Raw genomic sequence first — 24,574 nt, forward strand, 5'->3', positions numbered from 1 at the left:
GTCCGCGGGTGCCCCGGCCCGCCGAGGAGGCGGTGCCGGCCAAGGCCGTGCCGCCGTCCGAGCAGGTCGCCGGGGCGCGGTCCGGGAAGGCCGGCAAGGCCGGAAAGGCCGGGAGCAAGGCGCCCAAGGACAGCTACACCACGGGCGAGTTCACCTTCGTCGACGAGGAGGCGGAGGAGACCGAGGACGTCATCGACTGGCTGAAGTTCGCCGAGTCCCGCAGCGAGGTGCGCGCCGAGCGCCGCCGCAAGCTGCGCAACCGGCTGATCGGCCTCGGCGTGGTGGTGGCGCTCGCGGCCGGCGGCGTCGGCGGCTACCTCTTCCTGACCGGCGACAAGCCGACCGCGGCCACCGCCGCCGGCGGCCGCCAGGTCAACGTCGTCCACCTGCGCGACCTCCAGGGCAAGGTGTCCAGCGCGCTGCTGGTCAACGACGCCTCCGGGAAGAAGGGCACGGTGCTGCTGCTGCCCGACAACCTGCGGCTGCCCGGCCCGGGGGACCCGCCGGTCAGCACGGTCGGCCAGTCCATGGACGGCATCGGCGCCTCGGCGACCCGCGAGGGCCTGTCCACCGTGCTGGGCGCCCCGGTGGCCGGCACCTGGCGGCTGGACACCCCGTACCTGGAACTGCTGGTCTCCCAGCTCGGCGGCGTCCGGGTGGACACCAACGCCGAGACCCACGAGGGCGGCAAGCCGGACGGCAAGCTGCTGTCCGCGGCCGGGAAGAACACCATGCTCAGCGGGAAGGCCGCGGTCGCGTACGCGACCTGGCAGGCGCCCGGCGAGAACCGGGACGCCCAGCTGGCCCGGTTCGGGCAGGTCCTGGACGCGGTGGTGCGCACCATGCCGACCGAGTTCAAGGACGCCAAGGACGACGTGCACCGGATGAACGCGGTGCTCGACCCCTCGCTGCCCGAGGACGCCCTCGCCGGCGTGCTCGTCCAGCTCGCCCAGCAGGCGAAGGACGGCCACTTCGGCACCACCGCGCTGACCGTCAAGCCGGACGGCAGCCTGGACGAGGCGACCGCGGGCAAGCAGGTCAAGGACGTGCTGGGCGGCACCGTGAAGTCCGCGGCCGTCGGCGACGCCCCGGTCCGGGTCGCGCTCCAGGACGCCACCGGCAACGACGCGGCGGCGGCCGCCGCGCAGGTCCAGATCGTCAACTCCGGCCTGACCTTCATCCCGGGCGGCGCCAAGGCGGCCCCGCAGCCGGCCAGTGAGATCCGCTACACCGACGACGCCCGGCAGGGCGCGGCGAAGTCGCTGGCGACCAGCCTCGGGCTGCCGGACACGGCGGTGAAGAAGGTGACCGGCGACGCCCAGAACGCGGACCTGCTGGTCCTGCTCGGCAAGGACTACCAGCCGCCGAAGAACCAGTAGGGCGGCGGCTCTGGCTCCTGCGGTCCGGGTGTCGCGGTGCGGTGGCACGGGGGGGGGGGGGGGGAAGGGGGGGGGGGAGGGGGGGGGTGCTCTTAGGGCGGGACCGCCCCCCTCCGCGTTCGCGGGCGTCAGCGGCGTTTCGCCGGCGTCAGCGCGAGCGGCGCGACAGCCGCTCGACGTCCAGCAGCACCACCGCGCGGGCCTCCAGCTTCAGCCAGCCGCGGCCGGCGAAGTCGGCGAGCGCCTTGTTGACCGTCTCGCGGGAGGCGCCGACCAGCTGGGCCAGCTCCTCCTGGGTGAGGTCGTGGGCGACGTGGATGCCCTCCTCGGACTGCACGCCGAACCGGCGGGAGAGGTCCAGCAGGGCCTTGGCGACGCGGCCGGGCACGTCGGAGAAGACCAGGTCGGACATCACGTCGTTGGTGCGGCGCAGGCGGCGGGCGATGGCCCGCAGCAGCGCGATGGAGACCTCGGGGCGGGCGTGCAGCCAGGGCTGGAGGTCGCCGTGGCCGAGGCCCAGCAGCTTGACCTCGGTCAGCGCGCTGGCGGTCGCGGTGCGCGGGCCCGGGTCGAACAGCGACAGCTCGCCGATCATCTCGCTGGGGCCGAGCACGGCCAGCATGTTCTCGCGGCCGTCCGGCGAGGCTCGGTGCAGCTTGACCTTGCCCTCCGCCACGACGTACAGCCGGTCGCCCGGGTCGCCCTCGTGGAACAGCGACTCCCCACGGGCGAGGGTGACCTCGGTCATGGAAGCGCGCAGCTCGCCGGCCTGTTCGTCGTCGAGTGCCGCGAAGAGTGCGGCGCGCCGCAGAACGTCGTCCACGTGCTTCCTCCTTCTCGGCCGTACGGCGGGTGGGCCGTCCGGCGCAAGTTCCGTTCAGTGTTCTGCATCACCAAGCATGGCGCATGTCGCTCCGATCATATGAGGAGGGGGTGTGCCGAGGTGCGCCGTGCGGGGCCATTCGTACCGGTGGGTCACCGGCCGGACCCGGTGACGGGAGCCCGGGGAAGGCCACCGGTCGAACCTTTGTCCATTCGATTCGAACAGGGAAACGGCCCCTGCCGTGCGGGCGTGTCCCGCCGCCGGACCGCCCGGCTCCGGGGCCGGGCGGACCGGGGGGCGGACCGTACCGGAGCCTGGTGATCAGCCGGTGAAGCCCAGCTCGGCGAGGGCCCGGTCGATCCGGGCGCGGTGCGCGGCCTCCCAGTCGTCCAGGGTCTCGGCCGCCTCCTTGGCCAGCTTCGCCCGGGCCGCCTCCAGGACCCGAGCCCGCTCGGCGGCGGGCACCACCACGACGCCCTCCTCGTCGGCCACCACGATGTCGCCGGCCGCCACCGACACCCCGCCGCAGGTCACCGGGGCGCCGTGGGTGCCCAGCCGCTCCTTCGCCCCGGGGATCGGGATCACCCCGCGGGCGAAGACCGGGAAGGCCAGCTCCCGCACCTCGGCGAGGTCCCGGATCAGGCCGTCGGCCACGAAGGCCGCCACGCCCCGGCGCTGCGCCACCGCGCAGACGTTGCCGCCGGCCAGCGCGTGGTCCAGGTCGCCGGACTCCACCACGATCACCGAGCCGGGCCCGGCCCGGTGGATCGCCGCGTGCAGCATCAGGTTGTCGCCGGGCGGGCACCGCACGGTGAAGGCCGGCCCGGCCACCCGGGGCATGCCCGTCCACAGCGGTCGCAGGCTGGCGTCCATGACCTGGGCGCGGCCCAGGACGTCGGCCAGGGTGGTGGTGGGGATGTCCTTGAAGTCCTCGTCCATGCTTCCTCGTCCGTCGTTGGTTGTCCGTCGTTGATTGTCCGTCGGTGGTCGTCCGCCGGTGGTCGTCCGTCGGGTGGGTGCGCGCCGGAGAGACGACGCCGGTGATCGTCGGAAGACCAGGCGGTGCCCCCGGGCCGCGCGTCAGGCGTAGAACTTCAGCAGTTCCGGCGCCAGCACCTCGGCGGACACCTCGTGGGTCTGGCCGTCCAGCGTCCGGTACTCGGCGTCCGGCACGGCCGCCGCCACCGCGCGGGCCGGGGCCCGCAGCGTCTCCGGGCTGGCGCCGCCGTCCAGGACCAGGGTCGGCACGGCGATCGTGGCCAGCAGGTCGACCGGGACGACCGCGCCGGTCCGGTCGCCGAGCGCCGCCGCGTCGTACGCCAGGGTCGGTGCGACCGCCTCGAACAGCGGCCACACCGGCGCGCCGCGCATCCCGTCCACCATCTCCGCCGGCGTCCCGGCGTAGACCATGAGGGCCGCGACCGCGTCCCCGCGGCGCCCCTCGGCGAGCGCCGCCGTCAGCTCGGCGACGTACTGGCGGAAGCGCTCGCTCTGCGCCTCCCCGGTGCTGAACGGCGGCTCGTAGACGGCGAGTCGGGTGATGCCGGTGCCCGCGGCGGCGGCCCGCAGCGCGAGTGCGGCGCCGGAGGAGTGGGCGAGGACGTGGGCCGAGCCGCCCGCCGCCGCGATGACGGCGGCCAGGTCCTCGATCTCGCGCTCCACCGCGAAGGGCGGGGTGTCCCCGCTGTCGCCGCGACCGCGCCGGTCGTAGGTCCACACGGTGTGCCGCGCCGCCAGCTGTTCGGCGATCGAGGCGCTCGGCCCCATGCCGCGGTGGCACAGTGCGCCGTCGACCAGGACGACGGCGGGGCCGGTCCCGGTGACGGAGCAGGCGAGGACGGTGCCGTCGGTGGAGACCACGGTGTTCATGGGTGTTCCTTGCTGTCGTACGAGTCGGTCGTGGAGGTAGACCGGGGTTCGCCGCAGAACTCATCGCTCCGGCCGAAATTTTCTTCCGGACCCTCCGGACCCTCCGGACCCTCCGGGCCTCTGTGGCGGGGTGTCCGGGCGTATATGTTTCACAGGTAAATTACCTGCTAACCTTTTTTGCATGGTCACAACCGCCCAGTTCCGCCAGGCACTTCGGGTCGGTCCGGCCGGGGACGGCTGGCACAAGCCCGCGCTCAGCGCCGTGGTCACCCTCGGCGCGCTCAACCTCACCCTGCTCGGCCTCGGCCGGCTCGACCTCGCCCTCTACACCTCGGCCGGCGGCCTGGGCGCGCTGTACGGACACGGCCTGCCCTACCGGGCCCGGGCCCGGACGCTGGCCGGCGTGCTGCTCGGCACCGTGCTCAGCACCGGCGCCTCCCTCACCGCCGCCGCACTGACCCGCGACGCCGCCGTCCTGGTCGCGGTGGCGGCGGTGCTCGCCGCCCTGCACAAGCTGCTCTGCGACGCCGCCCGGATCGGCCCGCCCGGCAGTCTGATCATCACTTTCACCTCCGCCAGCTGCGCCTTCCTCCCGCAACGGCTCGCCGAGGTCCCGCCGCACCTGGCGCTCACCGCGCTCGGCGCCGCGCTGGCCTGGGTGGTCTGCATGGCCCCGGCCCTGGTGCGCCCGTACGGGCCCGAGCGGATCGCCACCGCCCGCGCCCTGGAGGCCGCCGCCCGGCTGCTGCGGACCGGGCCCGGCCGGCCGGAACCGGACGCCGCCGCCCGAACCGCCCTGGTCGGAGCGGTCGAGGCGGCCTGGCAGAGCCTCGCGCTCTCCACCCCGTCCCGGCGGCGCGCCCTCGGCGACGCGCCCGAGCGGCTGCTGGTGCGCGCGGAGGCCGCACTGGCCGGACCGGCCCGGCCCGAGGACGCCGCGCGGTACCTCGACCTGGCCCGCGACCTGCGGCGCGGCCGCCCGCTGCCGTCGCTCGACCTCACCGAGGCGGAGGCGGCCGAACCTTCCGTCCGCCGTCCCGGCCCCCGACCGCCGCTCCGGCGGGCGCTGCGGCCCGGCTCCGCGCTGCTGCCGATCGCGCTGCGGGTCGCCGTCGGCTGCGCCGCTGCCGGGTGGATCTCGCTGGCGCTCGGCGTCGGCCGGCCGTACTGGGCGGTGGTCACCGCGGCCTCGGTGTTCCAGGCGAACAGCACGCTGTCCTGGCAGCGCGCACTGCAGCGGGTGCTGGGCAACCTGCTCGGCCTGCTGCTGTTCACCGCCGCGCTGCCCGTCGCGCACACCGGCCCGGTGGCGCTGATCGGACTCGGGCTGGTCTGCCAGTTCGGGGCGGAGGCGACGATCGCCCGCAGCTACTGGCTGGCGACGGTCTTCGTGACCCCGATGGCGCTGCTGATGACGGAGTTCGCGGGCCCGCAGCCGGCCGGGGCGCTGATCGCCGACCGCTGGCTGGACACCTGCGTCGGGGCGCTCGCCGGCCTCGCGGCCTGCCTGCTGGTCACCAACCGCCGTACCGCCGCCCGGCTGACCCGCGCGCTCGCCGGAGCGGAAGCGGCCGGCCACCGGGCGTCGGCCGCCGTCCGCGCCGCCTCGCCCGCCTCGTCCGCCCTGTCCGTCGCGGACGTGAGCACCCCGGACGCCCTCGCCGCCCGTACCGGCCTCGCCGCGGCCCTGCTGGAGCTGCGCGAGGCCACCGACACCGCCGCCGGCGAGTGGCGCCGACCCGCCATCCCGCACCAGCGCGCCACCGCCACCGAGCGGCAGGCCCACCACCTGCTGGCCGCGCTGCTGGAACACCGCGGCCACGACGGCCCGTCCGATCCCGGCCCGGCGCTGCCGGACACGGCCCGGGCCGCGACGGGCACGGCCGGGGCCGCGACGGGCACGGCCGGGGCCGCGACCGGCACGCCCTAGGATCGAAGCCGAACGGCAGGCCGCAGAACGGGAGCAGCACACGTGGAGGACGTCGTCGCAGGTGTGCTGCGCCAGTGGGAGCGGGCCTACCCGGGGCTGGACACCGGTCCGATCGCCGTCCTCGGCCGGATCAACCGCTGCGCCGCGCTGCTCCAGCAGACCCCCGACCCGCTCACCCGGGCCGGCCTCACCCGCGCCGAGTTCGACATCCTCGGCGCCCTGCTCCGCCTCGACCGCGAGCTGACCCCCACCCAGCTGGCCCGGGAGAGCTTCGCCTCCGGGGCCGCCGTCACCAAGCGCCTGCGGCTGCTGGAGGAGCGCGGCCTGGTCAGCCGCCGCACCGACGACCGGGACCGCCGGGTCGCCCACCTCGCGCTCACCGAGGAGGGCCGGACGCTGGTGGACGGTCTGATCCAGGAGCTCGTCGCCTACGACCGCGCCCTGCTGGCCGGACTCACCCCCGCCGAGCAGGACCGGCTCGCCGAGGCCCTCAGCGGCCTGCTGAACAGCCTTGAGGGGACGATCGGCCGCACCCCGGCCTGAGCCGGCGAACCGTGGCGGAGCGTCAACGGTGCTGCTCCGGCGGGAAACTATGCTCGGGGTGCGGGCGTACGGGGGCGCCGGGTGCGCGGCGGGCTCCCGCTGGGCGCGCGGTGTGTCGAGCCGTCTACCGGGAGTTCCCCTTGGGCCACAGCGCGGACCGAACCGACGCCGATCGCTCCCGTCCGAAGCACCCCGGCGGCTTCGGGCGCTTCGGCGGCTCCGGCGGCTCCGGTGACCCGCTCGCGCGGCTCACCCGGGGCATCGTGGTCATGGTCGCCGTCGGCTTCTGCGCCGCCTCGGTGGTGGCCACGGTCCGCAACCACGACGGCCTGGCCTACCAACTGCCCGCCGTCGCGCTGCTGCTGGTCCTGCTCGCCCTGCAGATCGGGCACGCCGGTCCGTGGCGTCTGGCGCGGCGCTGGTGGCCGTGGAGCCTGGTCGTCCACGGGGTGCTCACCTACCTTCCGTTCCTGTTCTTCGACGGGGCGTGGGTCGGCATCCCCGGGTCGTTCGCCGGTTCGGTGCTGCTGACCGTCGCGCTGCCGCGTTCCTGGGTGCTGTTCGTCGCACTGGTGGCCGCCCAGTACCCGCTCTGCGCGGCGCTGGGCGGGAACCCCGGCCAGTGCGTCAATGCGTCGGTGTCCACCGCCGTGGGCGGCATCGTGGTCTACGGCGTGGCCCGACTCGCCGACCTGACAGCCGAGTTGAGGGCGGCCCGGACCGAGCTGGCCGAGCTCGCGGTGGACCGGGAGCGGCTGCGTTTCGCGCGCGACCTGCACGACCTGCTCGGCTCCAGCCTCTCGGTGGCGGCGCTGAAGTGCCAGCTCGCCGAACGGCTGGCCGCGGACGAGCCGGAACGCGCCCGCGCGGAGATCGCCGAAGTGCTGGCACTGGTGCGGCAGGCGATGGCGGACACCCGCCGGCTCCCCAGCGGCGACCTCGGGATGTCCCTGGCGCGGGAGGCGCGTTCGGCGGTCTCGGCGCTGCGGGCGGCCGGGATCGGGGTCGAGGCCGAACTGGACTGCGAGGGGCTGCGGCCCGAACTCGACGCGGTGCTGGCCACCGTGCTGCGCGAGGCGGTCACCAACCTGCTGCGGCACAGCGCGGCCCGGCGCTGCGGGATCCGGGCCGGCCGGGACGAGCTCGGCACGGTGCGCCTGGTGGTCTCCAACGACGGCGTGCCGCGCGAACCGGGCGGCGCTCCGTGCGAGGAGGGTGGCGGGCCCGGGTCGGAGGGCGGCGGCCACGGCATCGGGAACCTCACCGAGCGGCTGCGGGCCGTCGGCGGCCGGCTGACCGCCGAGCGGGACGGAGCGGGCTGGTTCCACCTCACGGCCGTCGTCGAGGCCGAGCCCGCCCGGGAGGCGGCCCGCGCCGCCTGACCGGGGCCCGGGCCGCCTGACCGGGCCCGGGCCGCTACTCGCGCATCCCCATCGTCTCGACCGGCTTCCGGCGCAGCGCCAGCCGGGTGGTCAGCAGGACGGTGCCCATCCCCAGCAGTGCCGCCCCGCCCAGCACCGCGGCCACCCAACTCCCGGGCGGCGCGGGCCAGGCCGTCCCGGTGAGCGCCAGGCTGACCGGGACCAGGACGGCGGCGGTGACCGCCGCACCGAGGGCGAGAGCCACCGCGACCGTGATCCCGCCCTCCCAGGCCGCCATCCGCAGCACCTGCGGCCGCGTGGTGCCCACCAGCCGCAGCAGCGCGAACTCGCGCCGCCGCTCGCCGATGGCCATCACCAGGGTGTTGACCACGGCGATCGCGGTGAACAGGCCGATCATGCCGAGCAGCAGCCGTCCGACCGCCGTGGCGGACTCCTGCCGCTGTCTGCGGGCCGCGTCGTACTCGGCCCGGTCGCCGACCCGGGCCATCGGGTAGGCCGCGGTGAGGTCGTGGAGTTCCCGGCCGACCTGCCGGGGGTCGGTTCCGGGGGCGGTACGGACCAGGACGGTCGGCGTGAGCGGGTCCGGGGCGTGGGCGGCTGCGAAGGGGGCGGGCAGCAGGGCGTCCGCGAACCGCACGTCGCGGTCGTACACGGCGGCCACCGTCGCGGTGCTGCCGGTGCCGTCCGGCCATTCGATCCGGACGGTGGTGCCGACGCCGGCCTTGAGCGCGGCGGCCGTCCGCTGCCCCAGCGCGATGTCCGCGTCGCGCAGCCCGTCCAGCGAGCCGGCCGTCACCCCGGGGTCGACCAGCTCCGCCAGCCCCTGCGGCTCGACGATCCGGGCGTTCAGCCCGTACTGGTCGACGTCCCCGGCGGAGGCCCGGACGGTCGTGGAGACCGTGCCGTCGGCCGCCGCGACGCCCGGCAACCGCCGTACCGCGGCGGTGAATTCCGGCGGCAGGCCGATGCCGACGGCCTGGACCACGTGGTCGGCCAGCAGCCGTCGGCCGTCCTCGGCCGCGGTGGCCCGGGCCTTGACCACCGGGACGAACAGCACCGTGCCGGTGAAGGCCACCGCCAGCACCAGCGGGGTGACGGCGGCGGCGAAGCGGCGCGGCTGGGCCCGCAGCGCGGCCGAGGCGAGGAAGCCGGCCGCCGGGAAGAGCCGGCCCACCGGCCCGCCGATCGCCACGCTCGCGACCCGGCCGATCAGCGGTCCGAGCAGGGCCACCCCGAGCAGCAGCACCAGCACCATGCTCTCGGCCGTCCCCGCCCCGCGGTGGTCGTCGGTCGAGTCGGCCAGCACCGCGCCGGACCCGGCGAGCGTCACGAGTCCGAGCCCGGTCCGGATCCAACCGATGCCGGGCGGCGGCGCCGAGGCGTCGCGCAGCGCCCGGGTGGGCTCGACCCGGGAGGCCCGGCGCGCGGCGGCCGCGACGGCCAGCTGCGCGGTGACGACGACGCCGCCGAGGACGATCAGCGGGGCGGTCGGCCCGATGTGCAGCGGCACGTCCGAGCCGACCACCCCGCGGTCGACCAGTTCGCCCCGCAGCAGCGCGGCGAGGCCGGTCCCGGCGGGGAGGCCGACGACCGCGGCCGCGAGGGTCAGCACCAGCGTCTCCAGGGCGATCATCCGCCGCACCTGTCCGGTGGTGGCGCCGACCGCCCGCAGCAGGGCCATTTCGCGCAGCCGCTGCTGGACGGAGAGCGCGAGCGCCCCCGCGACCACGAAGGCCGCGACGAACAGCGACAGCACGCCCGTCGTCCCGGCCAGCGAGGAGAGGCCGTCGCCGGGCCCGGGAGCGCCGGAGAACTCCAGCTCGCCCCGCTCGTCGCCGGTGTGCACCCGGGGCCCGGACCAGTCCGGCACGCCGGCGCGGTCCCGTGCCGCGGCGAGTACCCGCCGGGCCTGCTCGGCCGGTGCCCGCAGGTCGGTCCCCTCCCGCACGGTGAGCCCGATCGCGTCCGCGCCGGCCGCCGTCCCGGCGAGCTCGGCGGCCTGCCCGGGGCTGAGGAAGAGCGCGCTCTGACGGGCCAACTCCTGTGGTGCCGCGGCCAGTCCGGCCACGGTGTAGCCGCGCGGCGCCTCGGTGGTGGCCAGCCGTACGGTGCCGCCGACCGTGACCCCGGCGCGGGCGGCCGTCGCGGTGTCGAGGACCACCTCGTCCGGCCCGGTCGGGGCGCGGCCGGCGGTCAGCCGGAACGGGGTGAGGGCGGCGCTCGTCCAGGAGTGCCCGAGCGGGGGGCCGCCCTGCGGTCCGGTGAGGACCTGCCCGGAGGCGGTGACCACGGCCGCCGGGAAGGAGACCTCCGGGACTGCGGCCGTGACGCCGGGCAGCCGGGCGAGTTCCGCGGTCAGCGGGCCGGCGTCCGGGATGCGGGTGCCGTCGCCGACCACCACCGGGGCCCCGGCCCAGCGCTCGGTGGGGGTGCCCGCGCGCAGGGCGGACTCCAGCAGGACCCCGCAGGCGACGGTCAGGACCAGGGCGCAGACGAGCGCGGTGAAGGCGCCGGCGAAGCCCGCCTTCCGGGCCCGCACCGTTCGCCAGGCCAGCTTCAACACGCGGCTCGACCTCCCGGTGGTTCGCCCTCGATGACATCGCGAGCGTAGTTCCGGGGGCATCGGCCGGATTTCGGTTCGTCGACGAAGGGAGGCCTCGTTGAGACGGTCCGTGCGCCTTCCACGGGCAGATCCATGCGAAACGCACGGTCCGTCGAACCGGCGGGGCCGTACCGCCCGGGTGTCGGGGTGTCGGGGTGCCGGTCGCCGAAGCCGAAGCCGTGGCGCGTGGCGCGGGGCGCGTGGCGCGGAGAGTGCCGGGGGCTACGCCGTCGGCAGCCAGCCCATCTCCTCGGCGATCCGGATCGCGTCGACCCGGCCGCGGCCCCCGGTCTTGGCCACCGCGGCGGCCAGGTGGTTGCGCGCGGTGCCCGTGGAGATGAACAGCCGACCGGCGATCTCGGTGGCGGAGTCCCCCTGCGCCGCGAGCCGCAGGACCTCCGACTCCCGGGGCGTCAGCGGGTTCTCCCGGGTGTCCAGGGCGGCCAGCGCCAGCTCCGGGTCGACGACGCGCTCGCCGGCGGCCACCTTGCGGATCGCCGCCGCCAGCTCCTGCGCCGGGGCGTCCTTCCCGAGGAAGCCGAGCGCGCGGGCGGAGAACGCGGCGCGCAGGTTGGCGGGTCGCACCAGCCCGGTGAGGACCAGCGTCCGGCACCCGGGGAGCTTCTCGTGCAGTTCGGCCGCCGCCCGCAGCCCGTCCAGTCCGGGCAGGTCGATGTCGAGCACCGCGACGTCCGGGCGCACCTCCAGGGCGGTCGGCACCACCAGGTCCCCGCGCTCCACGTCGGCGACGACCTCCAGGTCCTCCTCGTACGCGAGGAGGGCCACCAGCGCGCCGCGCACCATGCTCATGTCCTCTGCCAGCAGGACCCTGATCATCCGTACTCTCCCCCTGTCAGGTGACGGCCACGGGCGGACTTCATTAGACAACAGGCCTTGCCAGGACCGGTTTCCGTGCTTGATCGGCCGCGAGCGGTCCGCCGGTCGGCGTAGCCTTCGTGCATGGCAGAGAGCAAGGTCCGGAAGGCCGCGGCGCAGGAGCCGGTGGCGAAGAAGGCGGCGGTGAAGCCGAGGAAGCCGGAATCGCGCCTGGCGATGGTGCGGCGGGCCCGGCGGATCAACCGCGAGCTGGCGGAGCTGTACCCGTACGCGCATCCGGAGCTGGACTTCGAGAACCCGTTCCAACTGCTGGTGGCCACCGTGCTGTCGGCGCAGACCACCGACCTCCGGGTGAACCAGACCACCCCGGCGCTGTTCGCGAAGTACCCGACGCCGGAGGACATGGCGGCGGCGAACCCGGAGGAGCTGGAGGAGATCATCCGCCCGACCGGCTTCTTCCGGAACAAGGCGAAGTCGCTCCTGGGCCTCTCGATAGCGCTGCGTGACGAGTTCGGCGGCGAGGTCCCCGGCCGGCTGGCCGACCTGGTGACCCTGCCCGGCGTCGGCCGCAAGACCGCCAACGTCGTCCTCGGCAACGCCTTCGGGGTCCCCGGCATCACGGTGGACACCCACTTCGGGCGGCTGGTCCGGCGGTTCGGCTGGACCACCGAGGAGGACCCGGTGAAGGTCGAGGCGGCCGTCGCCGAGATCTTCCCGAAGTCGGAGTGGACGATGCTCTCGCACCGGGTGGTCTTCCACGGCCGCCGGATCTGCCACTCCCAGAAGCCCGCCTGCGGCGCCTGCCCGATCGCGCCGCTCTGCCCCTCCTACGGCGAGGGGGAGACCGACCCGGAGAAGGCACGCAAGCTGTTGAAGTACGAGATGGGCGGCCGGCCCGGGCAGCGGCTGCGGCCGCCGGCCGACTTCCCCGGCGAGGCGGCCGCCCGCGCGGACGCCGCCGGCCACCACGGGCACGTCGCGGACCTGGCGGTGGACGCATGAGCGGGCGGTGGGGCCACCCCGGGCCGGAGGCCGGGGGAGTGGCGCGGGGCATCGAGCCGGACGGGCTGCCGAGCTGGCTGGAGCCGGTCCGGGAGGCGGCCGAGCGGGTGCTGCCGGAGCAGCTGAGCCGTTTCCTGCCACCGGCCGAGGGCGGCCGGCCGGCGGCCGTGCTGATGCTGTTCGGCGAGGGACCGGAGGGTCCGGACCTGCTGCTGATCGAGCGGGCCCGCTCATTGCGCTCGCACGCCGGCCAGCCGTCCTTCCCCGGCGGCGTGCTGGACCCGGAGGACGGTGACCCGAACGGCCCGGGCCCGATCGCGGCGGCGCTGCGCGAAGCCTGGGAGGAGACCGGCCTGGACCCGGCCGGGGTGCAGGTGTTCGCGGAGCTGCCCCGGCTGTACATCCCGGTGAGCAGCTTCGTGGTGACCCCGGTGCTCGGCTGGTGGCGCGAGGAGACGCCGGTGCGCCCGGTGGACGCGGCCGAGACCGGCGCGGTGTTCCGGGTCACGATCACGGAGCTGGCCGACCCGGCGAACCGGGTGCGGCTGCGCCACCCGTCGGGGCACATCGGGCCGGCCTTCGCGGTCGCCGGGCGGCTGGTCTGGGGCTTCACCGCCGGGGTGATCGACCGGGTGCTGCACCACGGCGGCCTGGAACTGCCCTGGGACCCGTCCCGGATCGTCGACCTCTCGGACGACGCGCTGGCCCTGGTCCAGGGAGACCTCGAACACTCCCGGGTGCTGCCGGGCGGCGACGCCGACGCTTCGTGACCGGACGTCGGCGCGTGCGGCGCGCGGACCGTGGGAGGGTGTCCGAGTGAACGTCCTGGATGTGCTGCTGATCGCCGCGGCCGTGGCATTCGCCGTGTCGGGCTATCGGCAGGGCTTCGTGGTCGGCGTGCTCTCGTTGGTCGGCTTCCTCGGCGGCGGCCTGCTCGCCGTCGAGCTGCTGCCGCTGCTGGTGCTCGACCACATCGGCCCGGGCACCACGGCCTCGGTGGTGGCCGTCGTGGTGGTGATCGTCCTCGCCGCGATCGGCCAGGCGATCACCGCGCACTTCGGCTGGAAGCTGCGCGGCCACATCGGGCGCCGCCCGGCCCGGGTGCTGGACGCGAGCGGCGGCGCGGTGGTGAACGTCGTCTCGATGCTGCTGGTGGCCTGGCTGATCGGTTCGGCGCTGGCCGGGGCGTCGCTGCCGACGGTCTCCAAGCAGGTGCGCTCCTCGGCGGTCCTCGGCGGGGTGCAGAACGCGCTGCCCGGCGACGCGCCGAACTGGTTCTCGGACTTCTCCAAGGTGCTCGCCCGCAACGGCTTCCCGCAGGTCTTCAACCCCTTCGAGCACGAGCCGATCACCCAGGTCGACACCCCCGACCCCGCGCTGGCCAACAGCCCGGCGGTGACGCGGGCCCGGCAGAGCCTGGTCAAGGTGGTCGGCACGGCGACCTCCTGCGGCAAGACCCTGGAGGGCAGCGGCTTCGTCTTCGCCCCGCACCGGGTGATGACCAACGCCCACGTGGTCGGCGGGGTCAACGAGCCGACCGTGCAGATCGGCGGGGTCGGCCAGCTGTACGACGCGACGGTGGTCCGCTACGACTGGCAGCGCGACATCGCCGTCCTGGACGTGCCCAAGCTGAACGCGCCCGCACTGGCCTTCGCCGGCGAGGCGAAGACCAACGACAGCGCGATCGTGGCGGGCTTCCCGGAGAACGGGGCCTTCAACGTCCAGCCGGCCCGCATCCGCGGCCGGATCCAGGCCAACGGCCCGGACATCTACCACCGCGGCCAGGTGGTCCGCGACGTCTACTCGGTGCGCTCGGTGGTCCGGCAGGGCAACAGCGGCGGGCCGCTGCTCACCCCGGACGGCGAGGTGTACGGCGTGGTCTTCGCCAAGTCGCTGGACAGCGCGGACACCGGCTACGTGCTGACCGCGGCCGAGGTGCGCGAGGACGTCGAGCAGGGCGGCGCCGCGACCGGCCGGGCGGACACCCAGGGGTGCGCGCTCTGACGGGTGCCGGCGGGGCAGGGCCGGGGTTGGGGTGGGATTGGGTTGGGGCTGGGGTCGGGCCGGGGCCGGGCTGTGGTCGGGCTGTGGTCGGGAAGGGCGCGCCGGGCCGGTCCGTCCGATATCCGTCGCCCCGTCAGGCAGCCCTGGTAGCCTCGGCCGCGCTCACCCGTTCGGCTCAACCGGGCGCCGTCCCGGCGTGGGCCCGACGAGAGGTCGTGGCAGTCCGATGATGGGTCACTCGCACGCGGTGAGCGGGGCGATGCTGTACGCGGCCTCGGCTCCCTTCCTGCCCCCGCTGCTCCTGCACACCACCCTGCAGCCGGCGGACATACTGATGGGCACGGTGCTGTGCGCGGGCGCGGCCCTGCTGCCGGACCTCGACCACCACGACGGCTCGATCGCCAACTTCCTCGGCCCCGTCTCCAAGGTGCTCTGCCGCTTCGTGGCGTGGATCTCCGGCGGCCACCGGCACGCCACCCACTCGCTGCTGTTCGTCGCGCTGATGGGCGCCGGCACCTGGGCCGGGGTCACCTACCTGGGGCGCAACTTCACCCTCGGACTGACCTTCTTCCTGCTGGCGCTCGCGATCCGGGCCCTGCGGCTCTGCCCGCCGGGCGACGGACCGGAGGCCTGGATCACCGTCATCGGCCTGGCCGCGCTCGGCACCTTCGGGATGAACACCTGGATGCCCAACTCGCCCGGCTGGCTGCCGTACGCGGTGGCGCTGGGCACGCTGGCGCACCTGCTCGGCGACTGCCTGACCAAGAAGGGCGCACCGCTGCTCTGGCCGCACAAGGAGCGCTACGAGGTCGTGCTGATCAAGCGCAGCGGCAACAGCGTCGAGACCAAGGTGCTGGTGCCGATCATGTCGGTGGCGACCTTCGTCCTGCTCTGGTTCACCGCGCTGTCGCCGACGATCGTGAACTGAACGGGCCGTGCCGGTCGGCCGGCACCGGGCGCATCGGTGCTCGGTGCGCCGGCACCCGGCGTACCGGTGCTCGGCGTACCGGTGCTCGGCGTACTGGTGCTCGGTGCGCCGGTGCCCGCTGTGCCGGGCGATGAGATGCGGCGCGGGGCCTCAGGTCTCGCGCCGCAGCCGTGCGCCCACCCAGCGGGCGCGCCGGCCGAGGATGCGGGGGATGCCGAGCTGCCGCCGCTCCGTGCGCCGGCGGCCGTCGGGGCCGTCGAAGCCGAGGTCGTCCGCCCGGTCGGGCCGGTGGGCGGAGCGCTGGGGGCTGTTGTGACGTCGGCCGCGCGGGGCGCCGCCGCTTTCGGGCATCCAACTCATACCGGAATGGATGCCCCTGGGCCGGTGGAGGTAACCGCCCGGGCCTCGCCGAAATTGGCCTATGCGGTTGTCATATGAGCGTCAACATAAGGGAGTTGGGCCCGAGAGCCCTTCCGGTCGGCCGAGCGTCCGACCGCACGTACGGCCGCTTCCGGCCGCGTACGGGATCCCCGGCTCCGCGTGGCCGTGCGGTTGCGTCCGGCCGCTTCCGGGGTCACTCCTTGTGGCGGCCGACCCAGTCCAGCAGCTCGGCGGTGAACTCCTCCGGCGCCTCCTCGTGCGGGAAGTGCCCGACGTCCGGCAGCAGCCGCCAGCGGTACGGCGCCGCCACGTACTCGCCGCCGCCGAGCGCGGTGTGCGACAGCAGCACCGGGTCCGCGGCGCCCTGGACGTGCAGGGTCGGCGCGGTGATCGGCTTCTTCATCCGCCGGGCGAACTGGATGCCGTCCGGCCGGGCCAAGGAGCGCAGCAGCCAGCGGTACGGCTCGATCGAGCAGTGCGCCGTGCTGGGGATCTGGATCGCCTGCCGGTACGCGTGCAGCGCGGCCTCGTCCAGGCCGTTCGGACCGGTCCAGGAGGTCAGGTAGCGGCCGACCTGCTCGGCGTCGTCGGCGACCAGGCGGCGCTCCGGTATCCACGGCCGCTGGAAGCCCAGCACGTGCTCGAAGGCGGCGAACTGCCGGCGGTCGGTCAGCAGCGCCCGGCGCAGGTCCCGCGGGTGCGCGGCGGAGACCACGGTGAGGCTCTGGATGACGGACGGCCGCATCACGGCCGCCACCCACGCCAGGGTGCCGCCGGAGGCGTGCCCGACCAGGTGCGCCCGGCGCTCGCCGAGCGAGCGGATCACCCCGGTGATGTCCAGGGCGAGGTTGCCCGGGTCGTACCCGCGCGGGGTGCGGTCGCTGCCGCCGATGCCGCGCAGGTCGAGCGCCACCGCCCGGTAGCCGGCCTCGGCGAGCGCGGTCAGCTGGTGGCGCCAGGCCCACCAGTACTCGGGCCAGCCGTGCACCAGCAGCACCAGCGGGCCGGAGCCCAGCTCGGCGATGTGGAAGCGGGCGCCGTTGGCCGCGAGGTCGCGGTGCGTCCACGGGCCGGCCTGCCGGATGCTCCAGGCCTCCGCGTCGCCCGCGGCCGGGGCCCCGGAGGAGGCCGCCGCGAAGGCTTCCCGACCGGTCTCCCGCTCAGGCTTTCGCCCAGGCTTCCGCCCAGGCTTCCGCGCGGGTGCCGGGCCGGTGCCCCCGGGGGCGGCGCCGGGGTCTTCGGGACCGGCGGGGCCTTCGGGGGTGAGTCCGGCGCCGGAGTCGGGGCCGGATTCGGCGGACGGCTGCGCGGGCACGGGCTTCTGGTCAAGCGGCATACCGAGAGCGTGTCACATCCCGGCGCCGGACACGTGCCCGGCACTCGTGGTCGGCGGGTTCGGAGCCCGCCCGGGCGGGCCCTCCCCGCTCACGGCGCGGCGCCGTCCCCGCCCGCCCGGGCCGGTCACCGGCGCCCCGCCGACACCGGGTCGGTTACGGGATGCGGCCGAAGGCCCGGTCGATCTCCTCCTGGGTGGCCGGCCGCGGCCGGGCGTTCTTCAGCACGTCGGCGGTCTTCTGGGCGCCCTCGATGGTGCGCACCGGCTTCTCGATCTTCTTGAACGACCGCCAGGCCAGCATCCCGAGCAGCACCGCGAGCAGCAGGTAGGCGCCCGCCACGACCAGGAAGGACCAGCCCAGCGACAGGCCCAGCGCGTGGATGCCGAAGGCCGCCGCGGCGCTCAGCATCGGGATGGAGAACAGCGCCACCACACCGGCGACGATCAGCGAGACGCCGCCGGAGACGCCGCGCTTGACGTCCGCCCGGATCTCGGCCTTGGCGAGCGCGATCTCGTCGTGGACCAGCGCGGACAGGTCGGCGGTGGCCGCCGCGAACAGCTGCCCCACCGAACGCTCGCCCTCGTAAGGCACCCGGCCGTTGCTGGACGGGTCTGCGGCTCCTGCGGGCATCAGCGGTTCTCCTCTGCGGCTGTGCGGCGTGACGCCGCCGCGGGTGTGCGGTTCCGGGGCCGGCGGGGGGTCCGGAGGCGTCTGTGGGTTGTCGACAGCTCAGAATCATGCCCCTACCGGTCAGTCGGACACCACTCCGGGGCCCCGCCGGAGGGATGTGTCCCGGCGGCGGGGGTGCTCCGGGCGCCTCCGCCGGGGCCTGCCGGAGGTCGTGGTCCCCGGTCCTCGGGTGCCTCGGTCGGGCCCGCCGGACCGTTCCCCCGCCCCGGTCCTCCGGGTGCCGGCCGAAGGGCCTTCCGGGGTCCCGGCCGGGAGGCCTCGGGCAGGGCTTCAGTCGGGGCGTCTCAGCCGGTGTGGCCGGGCCGGCCCTGGTGGCCGGGGCCGGGGTCGCCTTCCTCACCGGTCGCCGGGCGGGGCGACTCGCCGACCCTGGCCTGCCAGGCCGGGTCGTCCTCCTGGTAGATGTCGGGGATGCCGTCCCCGTCCACGTCCCGGTCCTCCTCCTCGCACAGCTCGCGGTAGTGCCGGTTGCGCAGTTTCAGCAGGACCGTGGCGACGACCGCGGCGAGCACCGAGCCCACCAGCACCGCCGTCTTGGCCCGGGCGGCGAGCGCAGGGTCGTCCGGGAAGGCCAGCTCGCTGATCAGCAGCGAGACGGTGAAACCTATGCCCGCGAGCACCGAGACCGCGACCATGTCGGCCCACTTGAGCCGCGGGTTCAGCTCGGCCCTGGTGAACCGGGCGGTCAGCCAGGCCCCGCCGAACACGCCCACCGACTTGCCGACCAGCAGGCCGATCACGATGCCCAACGGGGCGGCCTGGGTGAACACCTCGCGCAGCTTCGGGCCGGAGACGGCCACCCCGGCCGAGAACAGCGCGAACAGCGGGACGGCGAGGCCGGCCGAGAGCGGGCGGACCAGGTGCTCGATGTGCTCGCCGGGGGAGTGCTGCTCGTCGCCCTCCCGGTGGCAGCGCAGCATCAGACCCATGGCGACGCCCGCCACCGTGGCGTGGATGCCGCTCTCGTGCATCAGTGCCCAGGTCACGAAGGCCAGCGGCACGAAGAGGTACCAGCCGTGGACACCGCGCCGGTGCAGGAACCAGAACAGCGCCAGCCCGACGAAGGCGAGGCCGAGCGCCCAGAACTTGATGCCGTGGCTGTAGAAGATCGCGATGATCAGGATCGCGATCAGGTCGTCGACCACCGCCAGGGTGAGCAGGAAGGCGCGCAGCGGGGACGGCAGGTGGCTGCCGACCACGGCCAGCACCCCGAGTGCGAAGGCGATGTCGGTGGCGGTCGGGATCGCCCAGCCACTGGGATGCCCGCCGCTGCCGGAGTTCACCAGGGCGAAGAGGATCGCGGGCAGTGCCACCCCGCAGACGGCGGCGACCACGGGCAGCAGCGCGGCACTGGGCGTGCGCAGCTCACCCGCGACGAACTCGCGTTTGAGTTCGATCCCGGCGACGAAGAAGAAGATCGCCAGCAGGCCGTCCTTGGCCCAGGTGGCCAGGGAGAGGTTCAGGTGCAGCGGGGCGGAGGGGCCGACGGTGTAGTCGAGCACGCTCTGGTAGGCCTGCGGCCAGGCGTTGGCCCAGATCAGTGCGACGACGGCGGCACCCAGCAGCAGCATGCCGCCGACCGTCTCGGTGCGCAGGGCGTCGGTGATGAAGGTGCGCTCGGGCAGTGACAGCCGGCCGAGGAACTGCCGGCGGCGGGTCGTCGGCTCATGAACGGGCGGCTGGTCGGTCACGCGGGACCTCCTGGGGCTGGGAGCGGCAAATGGATGCACGTGTGGTGCAGTTGCCGACCAGACTTCCCGGCGCGCCCTGTGACGCCCGCGACTCCCGTCAAGGGATCTTGATGCGTCCTTAATAGTCTAGCGGGACGTTTGGGTGACATCCGGATTGTCCTAACAAAGGACTTAATCCCTGCGGGCTGGTTTCGCACTCCGGAGGAGCAGCGGCCCGTACGCGGAACGGCGGCCGCGTACGCGGAGCGGCGGCCTGTACTCGGAAGGGCGGCCTGTACTCGAGCGGCGGCCGCGTGCCCGACGGGCGGCCCCGTGCTCGAACGGCGGCTCGGCACCGGACGGCGGCAGGGCCGCTGGGAGAAGGTGGGATGCCCGGATGGCCCCGCTGTCCGAACGGGTGACTGACGGGACGACTGTGCCCCGGGCGGTGATCACCGCCCGGGGCACAGTCGTCGTCTCAGTGGCGCTCGGCGGTTGCCGGCGCCGTGGGCTCAGCCGTTGTCGTGGGCTCAGCCGTTGCCGTTGCTGTTGTCGGAGGGCGGCAGCTGGGCCTGGATCTGGCTCATCACCGTGCTGTCGGCCAGGGTGGTGGTGTCACCGACCTCGCGGCCCTCGGCGATGTCACGCAGCAGGCGGCGCATGATCTTGCCGGAGCGGGTCTTCGGCAGCTCGCCGACCACCTTGATCTGCTTCGGCTTGGCGATCGGGCCGAGCGTGCGGCCGACGTGTGCCCGCAGCTCCTCGACCAGCTCGGGGCTCTCGGTGACGCCGCCGCGCAGGATCACGAAGGCGACGATGGCCTGGCCGGTGGTGGCGTCGGTCGCGCCGACCACGGCGGACTCGGCCACCGAGGGGTGGCCGACCAGGGCCGACTCGACCTCGGTGGTGGAGATGTTGTGCCCCGAGACGAGCATGACGTCGTCCACCCGGCCGAGCAGCCAGATGTCCCCGTCCTCGTCCTTCTTGGCGCCGTCACCGGCGAAGTAGCGGCCCTCGAAGCGCGACCAGTAGGTGTCGATGTAGCGCTGGTCGTCGCCCCAGATGGTGCGGAGCATGGACGGCCACGGCTCGGTGAGCACCAGGTAGCCGCCGGAGCCGTTCGGCACCTCGACGGCGTTGTCGTCCACCACGGTGGCCGCGATGCCCGGCAGACCGCGCTGGGCCGAGCCCGGCTTGGTCTCGGTGACGCCCGGCAGCGGGCTGATCATGATGGCGCCCGTCTCGGTCTGCCACCAGGTGTCCACGATCGGACAGGTGCCGCCGCCGATGTGCTCGCGGTACCAGACCCAGGCCTCGGGGTTGATCGGCTCGCCGACGCTGCCCAGCACCCGCAGCGAGGACAGGTCGAACTTCGCGGGGATGTCGTCGCCCCACTTCATGAAGGTGCGGATCGCGGTCGGCGCGGTGTAGAGGATGGTCACGCCGTACTTCTGGACGATCTCCCAGAACCGGCCCTGGTGCGGGGTGTCCGGGGTGCCCTCGTAGATGACCTGGGTGGCGCCGTTGGAGAGCGGGCCGTAGACGATGTACGAGTGGCCGGTGACCCAGCCGATGTCGGCGGTGCACCAGTAGACGTCGGTCTCCGGCTTGAGGTCGAAGACCGCGTGGTGGGTGTAGCTGGCCTGGGTGAGGTAGCCGCCCGAGGTGTGCAGGATGCCCTTGGGCTTACCGGTGGTGCCCGAGGTGTAGAGGATGAACAGCGGGTGCTCGGCGTCGTGCGCCTCGGGGGTGTGCTCGGTGGACTGGCGCGCGGTGATCTCGTGCCACCAGACGTCGCGGCCCTCGGTCCACGGGACGTCCTGCTCGGTGCGGCGGACCACCAGGACGTGCTCGACGCCGTCGACCTTGGTGAGCGCCTCGTCGATGGCCGGCTTCAGGGCGGAGGGCTTGCCCCGGCGGTAGCCGCCGTCGGCGGTGATGACGAGCTTGGCCTGGGCGTCCTGGATGCGGGAGGCGACGGCGTCGGAGGAGAAGCCGCCGAAGACCACCGAGTGGGTGGCGCCGATCCGGGCGCAGGCGAGCATCGCGACGACCGCCTCGGCGATCATCGGCAGGTAGACGGCGACCCGGTCGCCCTTGCGGACACCGAGTTCCAGCAGTGCGTTGGCCGCCTGCGAGACCTCGTCCTTGAGCTGGGCGTAGGTGATCGAACGGCCGTCGCCGGGCTCGCCCTCGAAGTGGATCGCGACCCGGTCGCCCAGGCCGTTCTCCACGTGGCGGTCGACGCAGTTGTACGCGACATTGAGCTTGCCGTCGGCGAACCACTTGGCGAAGGGAGGGTTGGACCAGTCGAGGGTCTCGGTCGGCTCGACGGCCCAGGTGAGGCGACGGGCCTGCTCGGCCCAGAAGCCCAGACGGTCCTCGGAGGCCTGCGCGTACGCGGCCGCGGTGACGTTGGCGGCTGCGGCGAGCTCTGCCGGCGGGGCGAAGCGCCGCTCCTCCTTGAGCAGGTTGGCCAGGCTCTCGTTGCTCAACGCGCACTCCTCATCGAGTCATGATCGGGGGCGTTCCCGTGCGTGGGGATTGTCCCGTGTGTCCCAGCGCACAGCTCACCAGGCGAACGGGGCAGTTGACAAGAGGCTCCTGGGAATTGGTGTAGACCTTTGACCGATGGCCGGCCGGGTTCCGGTCCGATCCACCGCGGAGGACCGGACGGCCGTTCGGGGGTGGGTGGGCCCGTGCCCCGGCCCGCCCGGCGGGACACGGACCCGGCTCTCAGGCGGCCAGTCGGGGGCCCTCCCCGCCGTCCCCAGCCGGAAGCCGATCATCCGCATTCACCCGTTCGGCCGATGCTGTGTCCGGCCGGTCCTCGGAGCCGGTCCCGGTGGGGTTCTCGGCATGGTGTTCGATTCCGTTCGTGCGATCGCCGGTGCGGGCCTCGATCGGGCTGAACGTCCCGGCGGCCCGGTCCAGGACATAGGCCTGGGCCGTCGCGAAGTCGAAGTACATCCCGACCAGTCGCAGGGTGCCCTCCTCGACCCGGCGCTCCACCGCCGGGTTCGCCATCAACTGGTCCAGCTGCTGGACCACGTTGGTGATGCAGAGTTGCTCCACGACGTCCACCGCCGGCCGGGTGGCGAACTCCGCCGGGACGCGTCGGAGCCGGTCCAGCGAGCCGCGGCCGTTGCGCAACCAGCGGGCCAGGGGGGTGGGCGGCCCGGGGCGCTCGTGCACGCCGTCCAGCAGGGCCTTCATCGCGCCGCAGCCGGAGTGGCCGCAGACCGTGATCGAGCGGACCTCCAGCACCTCGACCGCGTACTGCACCGCGGCGGCCACCGAGTCGTCGGCCGCTCCGGGTTCGTGCGGGGCCGGCACCAGGTTGCCCACGTTGCGCACGGTGAACAGGTCGCCCGGACCGCTGTTGGTGATCATGCTGGTGACCATCCGGGAGTCCGCGCAGGTCAGGAAGAGCTGGGAGGGCGCCTGCCCCTCGCGGGCCAGCCGCGCGAGTTCCGGCCTGATCAGCGGGGCGGTGTGCAGCTGGAACACCCGGACTCCGTCCAGCAGTCGGCCGTGCGGGTCCTCCTGCTGATCGATGCAGTGGTGGCCGACCCAGGGCGTCCAGGCCCGGCACCGGTGCGGGCCCGGTGAACTGCCCGCGCGCACGGTGCCGTCCGGGTCCAGCACTTCGTCGTCCTGGCGGCGCGTCACCATCGAGACCCGGCTGCCCGCGTCCTGGTGCGCGGCCCGCCAGGTGTGCAGCGTCTCGTACGCGGCGTGGTCCAGGAAGGAGCCGTCGTGGATCACCGTGACCTCGGCCCCGGCGGGGATGCCGGCCAGCGCCCGGCTGAGCCGGGGTACGGCGGTGAAGGTGAGCGGGCCGTGCGTCCGGACGGTGACCGTCCCGTCGGGGCCGGTCTCCACGTCCACGTGGGCGCGGGTCAGCCGGTAGAGCGCGAGCAGTACGGCGGTGCCGGCGCCGATCGCGACGCCCCACAGCACGCCGGAGGCCACCACGCCGAGCACGGTGATCAGGTAGACGGGGAACTCGCGGTGCCGGTGCACCCTGCGGATGTGCGCGAAGCTCACCATCTGCAGCCCGACCACCAGCACCAGAGCGGCGAGCGCGGCCAGCGGGACGTGGCGCAGCCCGCCGGTCAGCGCCAGCGCGGCGGCCAGCACCCAGACGCCGTGCAGCACCGAGGCCCACCTGGTCCGGCCACCGGCCCGCACGTTGGCGGTGCCGCGCACCGCGCCCCCGGCGACCGGCAGCCCGCCGACCAGGCCGCTCACCAGGTTGGCGAGGCCCTGGCCGCGCAGTTCGCGGTCGAGGTCGCCGGTGCGCCGGGACATCCGGTCGATCGCGACGGCGGACAGCAGCGACTCCACGCTGGCCACGGCGGTGACGGTGAGGACGGCGGCGAGCAGCCCGAGGACCGGGCCGTGCGGAAGCGCGGGCAGGAGCGACTGCGGGCGCCAGGCGGGCAGCTCGATGTGGGCGAGCCGCAGGTCCAGGGCGAGGACGAGGGCGGTGGCCAGCGCGACCCCGGCCAGCGGGCCGGGCACCTTGGTCAGCCGGGCGCCGAACTCGGCGGCACGGCCGGGGAGTCGGCCGAGCCGGGGCCAGCCGACCAGGACGGCGACGGTCACCGTGCCGGCCAGCACCGCGGCCGGGTGCGGGCCGGACAACTGGCCGGGAAGGGCCAGGATGTCGGCGATCGCGGAGCTCTGCGGGGAGCCGCCGAGGACGACGTGGAGCTGCGCGATCGCGATGGTGATCCCGACCCCGGCCAGCATGCCGTGCACGATCGCGGGCGAGACGGCGAGCGCCGTCCGGGCCACCCGACGTGCGCCGAGGAGGAGTTGGAGCAGGCCGGCGGCGACGGTGATGGCGCAGGTGGCCTGCCAGCCGTACCGGGCGATCAGCCCGGCGGTGATCACCGTCAGCGCCGCCGAGGGGCCGCTGACCTGGAGCGGTGTGCCGCCGAACAGCCCGACCACGATCCCGCCCACGGCCGCGGCGGCCAGGCCGGCGGTGAGCGGGGCGCCGGTGGCGAGCGCGATGCCGAGGGAGAACGGCACGGCGATGAGGAAGACCACGAGGGACGCGAAGAGGTCCTGGGCCCACCGGATCCGGGGGCCCGGGCCCGGTGGCGCGTGGTCGGTGGTGTCGGAGGCGATGGGGGCGCTGGAGATGTCGAGGGTCATTGTCTTCCCGTCTGTCCGGGGGAGCGAA

At 74.5% G+C, this 24,574-nt stretch carries 19 protein-coding genes; 8 read left to right on the plus strand and 11 right to left on the minus strand.

What is annotated here, in order from left to right; translation table 11 throughout:
- Positions 1 to 1,379: LCP family protein (locus ACFVGO_RS36845; protein ID WP_380636503.1), on the plus strand; the 1,379-nt coding region annotated here is incomplete at its 5' end.
- Positions 1,380 to 1,527: 148 nt separating this feature from the next.
- On the opposite strand, the gene ACFVGO_RS36850 is transcribed toward ACFVGO_RS36845, so the two are convergent.
- From ACFVGO_RS36850 to ACFVGO_RS36860, 3 genes are all read right to left on the minus strand, one after another.
- The gene (locus ACFVGO_RS36850; protein ID WP_030288117.1) at positions 1,528 to 2,202 is read right to left on the minus strand and encodes a Crp/Fnr family transcriptional regulator; all 675 of its coding nucleotides are present in this window, start codon (positions 2,200 to 2,202) and stop codon (positions 1,528 to 1,530) included.
- Between the two features lie 321 nt (positions 2,203 to 2,523).
- A complete protein-coding gene (locus ACFVGO_RS36855) occupies positions 2,524 to 3,141 on the minus strand; it encodes an RraA family protein (protein WP_380636505.1) in 618 nt (205 codons plus the stop codon).
- 141 nt (positions 3,142 to 3,282) lie between these two features.
- Entirely contained in the window at positions 3,283 to 4,071 is a 789-nt protein-coding gene (locus ACFVGO_RS36860; protein WP_359901968.1) for an alpha/beta fold hydrolase, read from the minus strand.
- A gap of 181 nt (positions 4,072 to 4,252) precedes the next feature.
- Between ACFVGO_RS36860 and ACFVGO_RS36865 the strand changes: the two genes are divergently transcribed.
- The 3 genes from ACFVGO_RS36865 to ACFVGO_RS36875 all read left to right on the plus strand — a co-directional run bounded on the left by ACFVGO_RS36865 (position 4,253) and on the right by ACFVGO_RS36875 (position 7,926).
- On the plus strand, positions 4,253 to 6,001 hold the full coding sequence (locus tag ACFVGO_RS36865) for an FUSC family protein (protein ID WP_380636507.1): 1,749 nt from the start codon (positions 4,253 to 4,255) through the stop codon (positions 5,999 to 6,001).
- 42 nt (positions 6,002 to 6,043) lie between these two features.
- Positions 6,044 to 6,544 carry a MarR family transcriptional regulator gene (locus tag ACFVGO_RS36870; protein ID WP_359901973.1) on the plus strand — a complete coding sequence of 167 codons (501 nt, stop codon included), beginning with the start codon at positions 6,044 to 6,046 and terminating at the stop codon, positions 6,542 to 6,544.
- 140 nt (positions 6,545 to 6,684) lie between these two features.
- Positions 6,685 to 7,926, plus strand: coding sequence for a sensor histidine kinase (locus ACFVGO_RS36875; RefSeq protein WP_380636510.1), 1,242 nt, complete (start codon positions 6,685 to 6,687; stop codon positions 7,924 to 7,926).
- Positions 7,927 to 7,960: 34 nt separating this feature from the next.
- Here ACFVGO_RS36875 and ACFVGO_RS36880 read toward each other — a convergent pair whose 3' ends face one another.
- Positions 7,961 to 10,489 carry an FtsX-like permease family protein gene (locus ACFVGO_RS36880; RefSeq protein ID WP_380636512.1) on the minus strand — a complete coding sequence of 843 codons (2,529 nt, stop codon included), beginning with the start codon at positions 10,487 to 10,489 and terminating at the stop codon, positions 7,961 to 7,963.
- A gap of 261 nt (positions 10,490 to 10,750) precedes the next feature.
- A complete protein-coding gene (locus ACFVGO_RS36885) occupies positions 10,751 to 11,365 on the minus strand; it encodes a DNA-binding response regulator (protein WP_380357881.1) in 615 nt (204 codons plus the stop codon).
- Positions 11,366 to 11,488: 123 nt separating this feature from the next.
- On the opposite strand from ACFVGO_RS36885, the gene nth reads away from it, so the two are divergent.
- The 4 genes from nth (at position 11,489) to ACFVGO_RS36905 (ending at position 15,299) form a co-directional block, all read left to right on the plus strand.
- Entirely contained in the window at positions 11,489 to 12,367 is an 879-nt protein-coding gene (gene nth, locus ACFVGO_RS36890; protein ID WP_380357878.1) for an endonuclease III, read from the plus strand.
- Complete coding sequence (locus ACFVGO_RS36895) at positions 12,364 to 13,137, plus strand: CoA pyrophosphatase (RefSeq protein ID WP_359901985.1); 774 nt, start codon at positions 12,364 to 12,366, stop codon at positions 13,135 to 13,137. The genes nth and ACFVGO_RS36895 overlap by 4 nt, the downstream gene beginning before the upstream one ends.
- Positions 13,138 to 13,183: 46 nt before the next feature.
- The gene (locus tag ACFVGO_RS36900; protein WP_359901988.1) at positions 13,184 to 14,371 is read left to right on the plus strand and encodes a MarP family serine protease; all 1,188 of its coding nucleotides are present in this window, start codon (positions 13,184 to 13,186) and stop codon (positions 14,369 to 14,371) included.
- 226 nt (positions 14,372 to 14,597) lie between these two features.
- Complete coding sequence (locus ACFVGO_RS36905; protein WP_359901991.1) at positions 14,598 to 15,299, plus strand: metal-dependent hydrolase; 702 nt, start codon at positions 14,598 to 14,600, stop codon at positions 15,297 to 15,299.
- A 150-nt stretch (positions 15,300 to 15,449) separates the two neighbouring features.
- Here the strand turns inward: ACFVGO_RS36905 and ACFVGO_RS36910 are convergent, their stop codons facing one another.
- From ACFVGO_RS36910 to ACFVGO_RS36935, 6 genes are all read right to left on the minus strand, one after another.
- Positions 15,450 to 15,659 (minus strand): hypothetical protein, encoded by a 210-nt coding sequence (locus ACFVGO_RS36910; protein ID WP_359901994.1) that lies wholly within the window; start codon positions 15,657 to 15,659, stop codon positions 15,450 to 15,452.
- 214 nt (positions 15,660 to 15,873) lie between these two features.
- The gene (locus ACFVGO_RS36915) at positions 15,874 to 17,016 is read right to left on the minus strand and encodes an alpha/beta fold hydrolase (RefSeq protein ID WP_380357873.1); all 1,143 of its coding nucleotides are present in this window, start codon (positions 17,014 to 17,016) and stop codon (positions 15,874 to 15,876) included.
- 154 nt (positions 17,017 to 17,170) lie between these two features.
- A complete protein-coding gene (locus ACFVGO_RS36920) occupies positions 17,171 to 17,647 on the minus strand; it encodes a phage holin family protein (protein ID WP_359902000.1) in 477 nt (158 codons plus the stop codon).
- 344 nt (positions 17,648 to 17,991) lie between these two features.
- Positions 17,992 to 19,398 (minus strand): Na+/H+ antiporter NhaA, encoded by a 1,407-nt coding sequence (gene nhaA, locus ACFVGO_RS36925; RefSeq protein ID WP_359902003.1) that lies wholly within the window; start codon positions 19,396 to 19,398, stop codon positions 17,992 to 17,994.
- Positions 19,399 to 19,907: 509 nt separating this feature from the next.
- A complete protein-coding gene (acs, locus tag ACFVGO_RS36930) occupies positions 19,908 to 21,872 on the minus strand; it encodes an acetate--CoA ligase (RefSeq protein WP_359902006.1) in 1,965 nt (654 codons plus the stop codon).
- 241 nt (positions 21,873 to 22,113) lie between these two features.
- The gene (locus ACFVGO_RS36935; protein WP_380636517.1) at positions 22,114 to 24,546 is read right to left on the minus strand and encodes a SulP family inorganic anion transporter; all 2,433 of its coding nucleotides are present in this window, start codon (positions 24,544 to 24,546) and stop codon (positions 22,114 to 22,116) included.
- Positions 24,547 to 24,574: the final 28 nt, after the last annotated feature.

The organism is Kitasatospora sp. NPDC057738 (assembly GCF_042798815.1).
Taxonomy (GTDB): domain Bacteria; phylum Actinomycetota; class Actinomycetes; order Streptomycetales; family Streptomycetaceae; genus Kitasatospora; species Kitasatospora lactacystinica.